The sequence below is a fragment of the Streptacidiphilus neutrinimicus genome, assembly GCF_000787815.1.
Lineage (GTDB): Bacteria > Actinomycetota > Actinomycetes > Streptomycetales > Streptomycetaceae > Streptacidiphilus > Streptacidiphilus neutrinimicus.
On record NZ_BBPO01000082.1, the window covers coordinates 17,261 to 29,592 of the forward strand.

Here is a 12,332-nt window from a genome sequence, read left to right on the forward strand (position 1 = left end):
TTTCCTCATGCGCGCGGCATCGTTGAACCGGGCGTGAGCGACGTCGCGATACCCCGTCCCCTGGTCCCCGCGTACTTCCATCCGAGCGCCGACCCGGCGTCATGGGCCGTGCTGCGGGCGGCCGCGCCGCGGCTCGCGGCGGTCGTGGTCAACCCCGCCAGCGGTCCTGGCCCGGCCCCGGACCCGGCGTACGCGCGGGAGCGCGGGGAGCTCACCCCGACCCGCGTGCTGGGCTACGTCGACACGGACTACGGCCGCCGCCCGCATGCCGAGGTGGTCGCGGAGATCGCGGCGTACCGCGACTGGTACGGCGTCGACGGCGTCTTCCTGGACCAGACCCCCGACGGCTCGCAGGCTCTCCCGCACTACGTCCGCCTCGCCGTCGCGGCCCGCTCGCTGGGGGCCGCCTACGTGGTCCTCAACCCGGGCCTCCCGCCCCACCCGGCCTACCTGGACCTCGCCGACCTCGTGGTCACCTTCGAGGGCCCCTGGAGCGCCTACGGCGACCGCGCCCCCGATGCGGGCACCCACCTCGTCTACGCGGCCCCGCCGTACGCCCCGGTGCACGGCTACGCCACCGCGGGCGAGCTGCCCAATCCGTGGGCGGTGCTGGGCGCGCTCGCCTGAGCGCCGGGCGGACACCGCCCCGACACCGGGCGGACCTTCGCACAGGCGACGACGGCCCCCCGGCGCGGTGGCGCCGAGGGGCCGTGCGAGGTTCCGGAGGAGCGGTCAGTCGCCCGTCGCCAGGTGGTGCACGCGCACCATGTTCGTCGTGCCGATGATGCCCGGAGGGGAGCCGGCGGTGACGATGATGGTGTCGCCCTTGCCGTAGGTGCCCTGGGCCACCATCGCCTCGTCGACCTGGTCGACCATGGCGTCGGTGTTGGGGGCCTGCGGGAGGACGTAGGTCTCGACGCCCCAGCTGAGGGTCAGCTGGTTGCGGGTGGAGACCTCCGGGGTGAACGCCATGACCGGGATCGGGGAGCGGTAGCGCGACAGGCGGCGGGCGGTGTCACCGGACTTGGTGAAGGCCACCAGCGCCTTGGCGTTCAGGAAGTCGCCGAGCTCGCAGGCCGCGCGGGCGATCGAGCCGCCCTGGGTGCGGGGCTTGCGGCCGGGGTTGAGCGGCTGGAGGCCCTGGGAGAGCAGCTCCTCCTCCGCCGCCTCGATGATCCGGCCCATGGTCTGCACGGTCTCGATCGGGAACTTGCCGACCGAGGACTCCGCGGAGAGCATCACCGCGTCCGTGCCGTCCAGGATCGCGTTGGCCACGTCGGAGGCCTCGGCGCGGGTCGGGCGGGACTGGGTGATCATCGACTCCATCATCTGGGTGGCGACGATGACCGGCTTGGCGTTGCGGCGGCAGAGCGTGATCAGTCGCTTCTGCACCAGCGGGACCTTCTCCAGCGGGTACTCGACCGCGAGGTCGCCGCGGGCGACCATCACCGCGTCGAAGGCCAGGACGATCTCCTCCATGGCGTCCACGGCCTGCGGCTTCTCGACCTTGGCGATGACGGGCACGCGGCGCCCCTCCTCGTCCATGATCTTGTGGACGTCCTCGATGTCCGCGGCGTTGCGGACGAAGGAGAGGGCGACCATGTCGACGCCGAGGCGGAGGGCGAACCGGAGGTCGTCCTTGTCCTTCTCGGACAGCGCGGGGACGTTGACCGCCGCGCCGGGCAGGTTGATGCCCTTGTTGTTCGAGAGCACGCCGCCCTCGACCACTCGGGTCACCACGCGGGGGCCGTCGACGCTGACGACCTCCAGGGCGACCACGCCGTCGTTGATGAGCACCGGGTCGCCGGGCTTCACATCGCCGGGCAGACCCTTGTAGGTCGTGCCGCAGCTGTGCTGGTCCCCGGGGACGTCCTCGGTGGTGATGGTGAAGGTGTCGCCGTTCTCCACGGTCACCGGACCGTTGGCGAAGGTGGCGAGACGGATCTTGGGGCCCTGGAGGTCCGCGAGCACGCCCACGGCGCGGCCGGCTGCGTCGGCGGCCGCGCGGACGTTGTTGTAGCGGTTCTCGTGCTCGGCGTGACTGCCGTGGCTCATATTGAGACGGGCGACGTTCATTCCGGCTTCGATCAGCGACTTCAGCTGTTCGAATCCGTCAGTCGCGGGACCCAGAGTACAAACGATCTTGGCTCGGCGCATATGGCTCATCCTATCGGCTTAGCTTTCGAGCGCATTCCGCGCATTCAACGCATTTCCGTGCGCGGGGCGGCACTCCGGCGCACCACGGCGAAGGTCTGCCGGGCGATCTCGAGTTCCTCGTCCGTCGGCACCACGGCCACCTGCACCCGCGAGGAGTCCGCCGAGATCAGCCGGGGCGAGCTGCCGCGCACCGCGTTGCGGACCGAGTCGAGCTCGATGCCCAGCGACTCCATGCCCGCGAGCGCCGCCTCGCGTACCGCAGCGGAGTTCTCACCCACCCCCGCGGTGAACGCGATGGCGTCCACCCGGCCCATTACCGCGTAGTAACTCCCGATGTATTTCCGCAATCGGTGGACGTAGATGTCGAAGGCGAGTCGGGCCTCGGCGTCGCCCTCGCCCATTCGGCGTCCGATTTCCCGCATGTCGTTGTCCCCGCACAGGCCCAGCAGGCCGCTGCGGCGGTTCAACAGGGCGTCGATCTCGTCGATCGTCAGGCCGCCCACGCGGTGCAGGTGGAAGACGACGGCCGGGTCGACGTCGCCGGAGCGGGTGCCCATGACCAGGCCCTCCAGCGGGGTCAGGCCCATCGAGGTGTCCACGCAGCGTCCGCCGGAGACGGCGGAGGCGCTGGCCCCGTTGCCCAGATGCAGCACGATCACGTTGACCGCCTCGGGCGAGGCGCCCAGCAGCTGCGCGGTGCGGCGCGAGACGTACTGGTGGGAGGTGCCGTGGAAGCCGTAGCGGCGCACCTGGTGGGCGTCGGCGGTGGCCTTGTCGATCGCGTACCGGGCGGCGTACTCGGGCATGGCGGCGTGAAAGGCGGTGTCGAAGACGGCCACCTGCGGCAGGTCGGGGCGGAGCTTGCGGGCCACCTCGATGCCGGTGATGTTGGCCGGGTTGTGCAGCGGCGCCAGCGGGATCAGCTCGCGCAGCCCCTCGACCACCTCGTCGGTGATCAGCGTCGGCTCGGTGAACCGGGTGCCGCCGTGGACGGCGCGGTGCCCGATGGCCGCGAGGCGCCGGGAGTCGAGCCCCAGCCCGTCGGCGGCCAGCTCGTCGGCGACGGCGCTCAGCGCGGAGGCGTGGTCCGGGAAGGCCTGGTAGCGCTCGCGCGGCGGGTGACCGGCGGGCTCGTGCCTGATCCGCCCCTGGCCCTCGCCGATCCGCTCGACGATGCCCAGCGCCAGGCGGGCGCCGTCGGCCATGTCGATGAGCTGGTACTTCACCGAGGAGGAGCCGGAGTTGAGGACCAGCACCCGGGTCGCGTCGCTCATGCCTCGGTCTCCTGCTCCTGCGCGGCCGCCTGCTGGGCCTGGACGGCGGTGATGGCCACGGTGTTGACGATGTCCTGGACCAGCGCCCCGCGCGACAGGTCGTTGACGGGTTTGCGCAGCCCCTGCAGCACCGGCCCGACGGCGATCGCCCCGGCGGAGCGCTGCACGGCCTTGTAGGTGTTGTTGCCGGTGTTCAGGTCCGGGAAGATCAGCACGCTCGCCTGCCCCGCCACCGCCGAGCCCGGCAGCTTGGTCCTGGCGACGGCGGGGTCCACGGCCGCGTCGTACTGGATCGGGCCCTCCACCAGGATGTCCGCGCGCTGCCCGCGCACCAGCTCCGTCGCCTTGCGGACCTTGTCCACGTCCGCGCCCGAGCCGGAGGTGCCGGTCGAGTAGGAGAGCATCGCGACCCGCGGGCTGACGCCGAAGCGGGCGGCGGTCGCCGTCGACTGGATCGCGATGTCCGCCAGCTGTTCGGCGTCCGGGTCCGGGTTGACCGCGCAGTCGCCGTAGACGAGGACCTTGTCGGCCAGGCACATGAAGAAGACCGAGGAGACGATCTTCGCCTCCGGCGAGGTCTTGATGATCTCGAAGGCCGGCCGGATGGTCGCGGCCGTCGAGTGCACCGCGCCGCTCACCATGCCGTCGGCCAGCCCCTCCTGGACCATCAGCGTGCCGAAGTAGCTGACGTCGCAGACCACGTCGAGGGCCTGCTCCACGGTCATGCCCTTGTGCTTGCGCAGCTCCGCGTAGACCTCGGCGAAGCGGTCGCGCAGCGGCGAGGTGACCGGGTCGATGATCCGCGCGCGGGCGCGGGCGGAGTCCGACCCGTCGGCGACGTCGGCCGCGTCGAAGGTGATGTTCAGGCCGAGCTCGGCGACCTTGCGGCGGACCGCGTCCTCGGCGCCGAGCAGCGTCAGGTGGCAGACGTTGCGCCGCAGCAGCACCTCCGCCGCGCGCAGCACCCGGTCCTCGGCGCCCTCGGGCAGCACGATCTCGCGCAGCGCGGCGCCGCGGGCGCGCTCCAGCAGCTCGTGCTCGAACATCATCGGAGTGACCCGCTCGGTGCGGGTCAGCTCGATCCGGTCTGTCAACTCGGCGGTGTCGACGTGCAGTTCGAACAGGCCGAGCGCGGTCTCCGCCTTGCGCGGGCTGGCCGCGGTCAGCTTGCCCTCCAGCGTGGACAGGTCCATCGCGGTCGGGTAGCTGCCCTCCTGGACCGCCAGGACGGGCGTGCCCGGGGCCAGGCGCGAGGCCAGCGCCATCACGTTCGGGCCGGGCGTCTCGCCCAGCGTCAGCAGCACCCCCGCGATCGGCGGCGCGCCTGCGGCGTGTGCGGCGAGGGCGCCGATCAGCAGGTCCGCGCGGTCGCCCGGGGTGATCACCAGGCAGCCGTCGGAGAGCGCGTCGAGGAACTTGGGCAGCATCGCGCCGCCGAACACGAACCGCCGCACGTCGCGGGCGAGGCCCGCGGGGTCGCCGAGCAGCACCTCGGCGTGGGTGGCCTCGGCCACCTGGGTGACGGTCGGCGCGGAGAGCGCCGGGTCGTCCGGGATCACGTAGGACGGCACGTCCGGTCGGCCCGCCAGCCGCCGCGCCACGGCCTGCTTGTCGCTCGGCGCGACGCGGTTGGCGATCATCGCCAGGATGGAGCAGCCCAGGTCCGTGTAGGTCCGGTGCGCGTTGCGCACCTCGTTGACGACTGTCTCGGCGCTCTCGCGGTGCCCGCCGACGACCGGCAGCACGCCGGCGCCGAACTCGTTCGCGAGCCGCGCGTTGAGCGCGAGCTCGTCCGGGATGTTGGTGGACGTGAAGTCCGTCCCGAGGACGAGGACGGCCTCGCAGGCGCGCTCGACCGCGCGGAAGCGGTCCACCAGCAGCCCGACCAGCTCGTCCTGCCCGCGCTCGGCCTGGATCGCGGCCGCCTCGTCGTAACTGAGCCCGTACATGGCCTCCGGCGGGAGATCCACCCGGTACCGCCCCCGCAGCAGTTCGACGACGTGGTCGGCGGAGGCGTGCACGAGCGGCCGGAACAGGCCGACCCGGTCGACGTGCCGGGTCAGCAGCTCCATGACCCCCAGCTCGACGGCCTGCCGGCCGTCCCCTCTCCCGATTCCGGTCACGTAGACACTGCGGGCCACCGAGGTACTCCGTTCCGAGTCACTGTTCGAGCGGCTTCGAGACTACCTTCGCATTTCGGACAGCGTCCCAGCACCCCCGAAACCGTGACCAAGATCCCCACGGGACGCCGCACTCACCTCGGGGGCGCGAGGAACTGCGCCGCGAGCCACCGACGCAGGTAGAGCCCCGAGCGCGCAGGGCTGTCCGGACAGGGTGGTTGCTCGCGCACCGCCTCGCGCCCCTGGGGGAGTGCAACTTCCTGGGGCGGAGCGCTAGCCGCCGAGTTGGGTGCGCCAGTGGTCGAAGAGGGCGGTGGGGTCGCCGCAGTAGGACCAGGGGACGCGGGTGGGGCGGTCGCCGAGGACCGTGCTGATCTCCTTCGCCTCCTGGAGCATCCCCGCGAAGACGAGGCCGTGGAGGAGGAGGTTGAGGTCCGCGACGTCCTGCGCGTGCTCGGTGGGGCCGCGGTGGGCGATCCAGGTGCGGAGGGTGCCGTGGAGGGCCTGGACCGCGACCTCGTGGGTCCAGTGGTAGGTGAGGCCGACGGCCGCCTCGCCCTCCGTCTCGACGCGGTGGCGGAAGTGCTCGGCCCGCGCGGCCTGCGTCAGCGCGGCCAGCGGCGAGCCCTGCGGGGCGAACGCCGCGCTGTCGCGGGCGAAGTTGTACATCTCGCCGTAGCTGCCGTGCCAGCGCGCGGACAGGTGGCGCAGCACCTGGTGGTGGCCCTCCCGGTTGAACTGGTCCCGGGACTGCAGCTCGCGCCACCAGTGCCAGACGTGCGGGTGTCCGCCGCCGTACAGGCGGGCGAGGGTCATCAGGGAGACCCAGGGGACGGGGTCGGTGGGGTGCCGCTCCGCGGCCTGCAGGCAGATGCGGGCGCTGCGGTCGAGTTCGCGGCGGTCCAGCGCGTCCTGGCCCGGTGGCGGCGTGCCGCTGTTCTGCGCGGCGGAGGCGACGGCGAGGAAGAGGCGTTGCACCTCCGTCTCCGCGCGCAGCACCAGGGCGTCGGGGTTGGTCGGCTCGGCGACCTGCCAGGACTCGACGGTGCGGGTGGAGGCCGCGGCGTCGGCGAGCATCCGCAGCCGGTGCGTACGGCGGTCCCAGTCGCGGCCGGTGGCGCGCAGCAGGTCCCGGGCGCCCTGCCAGCGTCCGACGACGAGGTCCCGTCGGGCGGTGGCGAGGTCGGCGTCGCCCAGCGTCGGGTCGAACGGTGGTGCGGTGGTGCGGCGTCGTGAGGCGCGGGCCATGGTGGCTCCCCCTGCATGAGTACCGGAACGCGGACATGCGGAAATGCGGAAAAGCCGACAACCGGCAGTCGTCGTTGACTGCCGGTTGCGGCTAGAGGTGCTGATGGAGCGTCATAGATCGGTCGCGACGCCGCCGCCGTGCGAGGCGGTCGTCGTCAGCGACGAACTGCCGAACTCGGCGTCGACCGCGTCGGCGAGCGCGGCGTCGAGGCGGGCGCCTGGGTTGGTGTAGAACTCGCTGCCCTTGGCCCAGTAGATCCCCATCGGGATGACGCCGACGGCCAGCGCGCCGAGCCCGATCGCGATCTGGATGCCCGGCAGGTTCATGCAGTTCTCGACGAAGAGGAAGCCCATGAAGAGCGCGCCCGCGCCCGGCCAGACGGCCACGAAGACCGTGTTGCGCAGCGACTTGAACGCCACCTTGCGGTAGGCGACGACCACCGCGATGCCGGCCAGCGCGTAGTAGACGCAGATCTGCAGGCCGATCGCGGCGACCGCGTCGTTGAGGATCTTGGTGACCGAGCCCAGCGCGCTGGAGGCGACGAAGAGGCCCAGCGAGATGACCACGATGACGGCCAGCGCGATGTAGGGGGTCTGCCAGCGGGCGTGGGTCTTGCCGAAGACGGCCGGCAGGGTCTTGTCACGGCCCATGGCGAAGAGCGAGCGGCTGATCTGGATCAGCGTCGTCTCCAGCGTGGCGATGGTGGAGAGCACCACGGCCAGCACCATGATCTTGCCGCCGGCGCCGGGCCAGACCGCCTCGCCCAGGGTGTTGAGGAACGGCGCGCCGCCCGCGATGTCCTTCTGGGTGACCATCATGTTGACCGCGATGGTGACGATCTCGAAGAGCGCGAAGACCGCGGCGACGCCGAGCAGGCCGCCCATGCCGGAGTTCTTCTGCGAGTCGGTGGTCTCCTCGCTCAGGTTGGCGGTGACGTCCCAGCCCCAGAAGTAGAAGGCCGCGACGAGCGCCGCGCCGGCGAAGCCCTTGAAGCCGCCGAAGTGGCCGAAGCCCCAGAGCCAGGACCACTGGAAGTGCGCCGCGCTGCCGCCGTGGATGAGCGCCGCGATGCCGAAGCCCGCGAGGATCAGCACCTCGATGCCGGTCATGATCCATTGCGCGTGCGCGGTGATTCGCGCGCCGAGCAGCACCAGCAGCGCCATCACCAGGAAGACGAAGGCGCCGACGCCCACGCAGGCCCAGGTGTTGCTGGAGAGCGAGTCGGAGAAGAGGGAGAGGGTGTACTGACCGGCCGGGAGCGAGCCCGCGACCATGAAGATCAGCGCCGAGACGACCAGCGACCAGCCCGCGGCGAAACCGAGCGCCGGGTGCAGCGCGCGGCCCACCCAGGAGTAGCTGGCGCCCGCGTTGACGTCGAGACGGCCCAGGTAGTTGAAGGCCCAGGCGATGCCGAGCATCGGGATGGCGCACCAGAGCAGCGCGGCGGGGCTGAACAGGCCTGCCGCGGCCAGCAGTGCGACGGTGCTGGCGGCCAGCGAGTAGGCGGGGGCGCTGCCGGCGACGGCCATGACGATCGTGTCGAAGGTACCGAGGACGTTGGCCCGCAGGCCGCCTCTTCCTTCGGTCGGGGTGAACTCGCTCAACGGAACCTCTCCTGCGGCGGCCGAGGGTGGGGAGGGGCCTCGACTGCCGAGTGGTGGGGACGGGGCGCGCGCGGCAGGTACATGGGGGCATGCCGAACGCACTCAAGCAGGTGTGATCGCGAGCTGGGCAACAGCTTTGTGTCGCCGGTGTTTCCGGAAGCGGGATCGCCGCTCGTACACCTCTGGCTCCAGCGCGTGCCACATGGTGCCGCTAGCGGACCGAGCCTGGCAATGGTTTGGCGGAATTCGTTTACAAGGCTTCCTGGAATGCGGATTCAGTGGCATTCGAGGGCCTGTCGGGCGGAAACCGTTGCCGTCCCACCTGGTGGACACCCGAACTCGCGGCCCCGAGCCGGGTGTACGGAAGGACCCGCGCGGGGCTCAGACGCCCCACTCGGCGCGCAGCGCGGCGAGGGCGTCGTGAAAGCCGGGGAAGGTCTTCCTGACGCACCCCGGGTCGTCCAGGGTGATGCCGGACGTGCGCAGGCCCGTGATCGAGAAGGACATGGCAATCCGGTGGTCGCCGTGGCAGGCGATCTCGACCGGGCCGGTCGGCCGCGCGGGACGGATCTCGATCCAGTCGCGGCCCGTCGTCACCGGGACGCCCAGAGCGGCGAGGTTCTGCTCGCAGGCGGCGAGGCGGTCGCACTCCTTGACGCGGGTGTTGTAGACGTCCTCGATGCGCACCGGCCCGTCCGCGAACGGGGCGATCGCGGCCAGGGTCGGGACGGTGTCGGAGATGTCCCGCATGGTGACGGTGACGCCGCGCAGGCGTCCGGTGCCGGTGACCGTCGTGAACTCGGGGGTGATCGAGACGTCCGCGCCCATCTCCCGCAGCACCTCGGCGAAGCGCAGGTCGCCCTGGAGCGAGCCGGCGCCCAGACCCGGGACGGTGACGGTGTTGCCGGTCAGCGCGGCGGCGGCGAAGACGTAGCTGGCGGTCGAGGCGTCCGGCTCGATCAGGTAGTCCGTCGCGGCGTACGGGACGGGCGGGACGACGAAGGTGTCCCCCTCCCGGCGGGCCGGGTTGCCGAAGCGGTTCATCATCGCGAGCGTGATCTCCACGTACGGCACGGAGACCAGGTCGGTGACGGTGATCTCCAGACCCTGCTCGGTCAGCGGACCGGTCAGCAGCAGCGCGGTGAGGAACTGCGAGGACAGGCCCGCGTCCAGGGTGAGCGCGCCGCCCTTGATGCCGTCGGCCTCGATCCGCAGCGGGTGGTGGCCCTCGGCCTGCTCGTGGACCAGGTCCACGCCGAGCTCGCGCAGCGCCTGCGTCAGCGGGCCGAGCGGGCGGCGGCGCATCTGCGCGGACGCGTCGAAGCGGAACGAGCCGTGCCCAGCGGCGGCCAGGGCCGGCAGGAAGCGGGCGGTGGTCGCGCCGTCGCGGCAGTAGACGTCCGCCGAGGCGACGCCCGGACCGGCCGGGCGTCCCTCGATCGTCCAGACCCCCGGCTGCCGGTCCACCCGGTAGCCGAGGGAGGCCAGGCCCTCGGCGAAGCCCTCCGAGTCGTCGGAGAGCAGCGGCTGACGCAGCGTGGTGACGCCCTCGGCCGCCGCCGCAAGGTACAGGGCGCGGGCGGTGACGGACTTGGAGCCGGGGATCTGGACGACAGTCATGCGGCCCACCCTACGGGCCGCCCGCGGGCTACGCCGGGCTCAACCAGATGGTGGAAAGGGGCGGCAGCGTCAGCTCGGCGCTGGTGTCCCGGCCGTTCCACCCGACCTGCTCGGCCTTGACCGGGTCGGGGTTGCCGACCCCGCTTCCGCCGTAGACCTCGGCGTCGGTGTTGAGCACCTCCAGCCAGCGCGCGTCCCGTACGTCCGCCCTGACCGTCGGCAGCCCGACCCGGAAGCCGTGCCGGACCACGGGCGACATGTTGCTGACGCAGACCAGCGGCCGCCCCTGGGTGTCGTAGCGGACGAAGGAGAAGACGTTGTCCTCCGCCGCGCCGCCGTCCAGCCAGGAGAAGCCCGCCGGGTCGGAGTCCAGCTGCCACAGCGCCGGGGTGTCCAGGTAGAGCCGGTTCAGGTCGCGCACCAGGTCGCGCACGCCCTCGTGGTCGGCGTGCGCAGGCCAGTCCTCGCCGAGCACCCACCACTGCGGGCCCTCCTTGTGGTCCCACTCCGCGCCCTGGGCGAACTCGCTGCCCATGAAGAGCAGTTGCTTGCCCGGGTGGGCCCACATGAAGCCCAGGTAGGCCCGGTGGTTGGCGCGCTGCTGCCACCAGTCGCCCGGCATCTTGGAGACCAGCGCCCGCTTGCCGTGCACCACCTCGTCGTGCGAGATCGGCAGGACGTAGTTCTCGCTGTACGCGTAGACCATCGAGAAGGTCATCTCGTTGTGGTGGTACTTGCGGTGTACCGGCTCCTTGCTCATGTAGACGAGCGAGTCGTGCATCCAGCCCATGTTCCACTTCAGGCCGAAGCCGAGGCCGCCGTGCTCCGTCGGCGCGGTCACGCCCGGCCAGGCGGTGGACTCCTCGGCGACGGTCACGATGCCGGGGCAGCGCCGGTAGACGGTCGCGTTCATCTCCTGCAGGAACCTGACGGCATCCCAGTTCTCGCGTCCACCGTGCTCGTTGGGCGCCCACTCGCCGCTCTCGCGGGAGTAGTCCAGGTAGAGCATGGACGCGACCGCGTCCACCCGCAGACCGTCGACGTGGAACTCCTCGCCCCAGTAGACGGCGTTGGCCACCAGGAAGTTGCGCACCTCGGCGCGGCCGTAGTCGAACTCCAGCGTTCCCCAGTCCGGGTGCTCGGCGCGACGCGGGTCGGCCGGCTCGTAGAGCGGCTCGCCGTCGAAGCGCGCGAGCGCGAAGTCGTCCTTGGGGAAGTGCGCGGGCACCCAGTCGACGATCACGCCGATCCCGGCCTGGTGCAGCTTGTCGACCAGGTACCGGAAGTCGTCCGGGTCGCCCAGGCGCGCGGCGGGCGCGAAGTACCCGGAGACCTGGTAGCCCCAGGAGCCGTCGAAGGGGTGCTGCATCACCGGCATCAGCTCGACGTGGGTGAAGCCCAGGTCGCGGACGTAGCCGGGCAGTTCCTCGGCCAGTCGGCGGTAGGTCGTGCCGGGACGCCAGGATCCGGGGTGGAGCTCGTAGACGCTCATCGGCGCCTGGTGGTGCGGCAGCCGCCCGCGCGTGGCCATCCACTCCGCGTCGTGCCACTCGTGCCGCGAGGAGGTGACGATCGACGCGGTCGCCGGCGGGCACTCGGCGCGGCGGGCGAGCGGATCGGCCTTCTGCAGCATCCGCCCGTCGCGGGTGGCGATCTCGAACTTGTACGTCGCGCCCTCGCCGATGCCCGGCACGAACAGCTCCCACACGCCGCTCGCCCCGAGCGAGCGCATCGGGTGCGAAGCGCCGTTCCAGCCGTTGAAGTCGCCGATGACGCGTACACCGGAGGCGTTGGGCGCCCAGAGGGCGAAGGCGGTCCCGGCGACACCCTCGATCCGCCGCGGGTGCGAGCCCAGGGCGAGCCACAACTGCTCGTGGCGGCCCTCGGAGATCAGGTGCAGATCCGTCTCGCCGACGGTCGGCAGGAAGCGGTAGCCGTCCTCCTGCTCGTGCTCGACCCCGGCGTAGGTGACCTGGAGCAGGTAGCCCTCGGTGACGGAGCCCTTCGGCAGCAGACCGGTGAAGAGGCCGTCCTGCTGGTGCGTCAGCTCGAACCGGGCGGTGCCGCTGCTGACGACGACGCGTTCGGCGAGCGGGCGCAGCACGCGCAGAGCGGTGCCGTACACCGTGTCGTGCGCGCCGAGCAGGCCGTGCGGATCGTGGTGCCAGCCGCCGACCAGCCGCTCCACCTCCCCGGGCGCGAGCGGCGCCTCGGGCACCGGCCGCACCGCCCCGGAGGCGAGGACCGCCTCCGGCGCGTCGACGGCGGATGCGCCGGCCGGCCTGCGGGCCGCCTGGGTGTCGTCGAG

General features: G+C 71.8%; 8 protein-coding genes. 1 reads left to right on the top strand and 7 read right to left on the bottom strand.

Going from position 1 to position 12,332, the window contains the following annotated elements:
• Nucleotides 1-33 precede the first annotated feature (33 nt).
• Entirely contained in the window at nt 34-627 is a 594-nt protein-coding gene (locus TR48_RS32830; protein ID WP_236652438.1) for a spherulation-specific family 4 protein, read from the top strand.
• Nucleotides 628-732: 105 nt separating this feature from the next.
• On the opposite strand, the gene pyk is transcribed toward TR48_RS32830, so the two are convergent.
• The 7 genes from pyk to glgB form a co-directional block, all read right to left on the bottom strand.
• Entirely contained in the window at nt 733-2,157 is a 1,425-nt protein-coding gene (gene pyk / locus TR48_RS32835; protein ID WP_042374054.1) for a pyruvate kinase, read from the bottom strand.
• A 44-nt stretch (nt 2,158-2,201) separates the two neighbouring features.
• The gene (locus TR48_RS32840; protein WP_042374055.1) at nt 2,202-3,431 is read right to left on the bottom strand and encodes an acetate kinase; all 1,230 of its coding nucleotides are present in this window, start codon (nt 3,429-3,431) and stop codon (nt 2,202-2,204) included.
• Nucleotides 3,428-5,572 carry a phosphate acetyltransferase gene (gene pta, locus TR48_RS32845; RefSeq protein WP_042374056.1) on the bottom strand — a complete coding sequence of 715 codons (2,145 nt, stop codon included), beginning with the start codon at nt 5,570-5,572 and terminating at the stop codon, nt 3,428-3,430. Before pta ends, TR48_RS32840 begins: the two co-directional genes overlap by 4 nt.
• Before the next feature lie 252 nt (nt 5,573-5,824).
• Nucleotides 5,825-6,799: a hypothetical protein gene (locus TR48_RS32850; protein WP_042374058.1), complete on the bottom strand. Its 975-nt coding sequence runs from the start codon at nt 6,797-6,799 to the stop codon at nt 5,825-5,827.
• Between the two features lie 111 nt (nt 6,800-6,910).
• Nucleotides 6,911-8,404 (bottom strand): APC family permease, encoded by a 1,494-nt coding sequence (locus TR48_RS32855; protein ID WP_042374059.1) that lies wholly within the window; start codon nt 8,402-8,404, stop codon nt 6,911-6,913.
• Between the two features lie 381 nt (nt 8,405-8,785).
• Nucleotides 8,786-10,024 carry a 3-phosphoshikimate 1-carboxyvinyltransferase gene (aroA, locus tag TR48_RS32860; RefSeq protein ID WP_042374061.1) on the bottom strand — a complete coding sequence of 413 codons (1,239 nt, stop codon included), beginning with the start codon at nt 10,022-10,024 and terminating at the stop codon, nt 8,786-8,788.
• Nucleotides 10,025-10,052: 28 nt separating this feature from the next.
• Nucleotides 10,053-12,332, bottom strand: a 2,280-nt coding sequence (gene glgB, locus TR48_RS32865) for a 1,4-alpha-glucan branching protein GlgB (RefSeq protein WP_439654515.1), incomplete at its 5' end; no start/stop codon positions are given.

What these genes read in the sequence shown, in the direction of transcription:
- TR48_RS32850 (WP_042374058.1), bottom strand. Translation starts at nt 6,799, where the DNA reads ATGGCCCGCGCCTCACGACGCCGCACCACCGCACCACCGTTCGACCCG.
- pyk (WP_042374054.1), bottom strand. Translation starts at nt 2,157, where the DNA reads ATGCGCCGAGCCAAGATCGTTTGTACTCTGGGTCCCGCGACTGACGGA.
- aroA (WP_042374061.1), bottom strand. Translation starts at nt 10,024, where the DNA reads ATGACTGTCGTCCAGATCCCCGGCTCCAAGTCCGTCACCGCCCGCGCC.
- TR48_RS32840 (WP_042374055.1), bottom strand. Translation starts at nt 3,431, where the DNA reads ATGAGCGACGCGACCCGGGTGCTGGTCCTCAACTCCGGCTCCTCCTCG.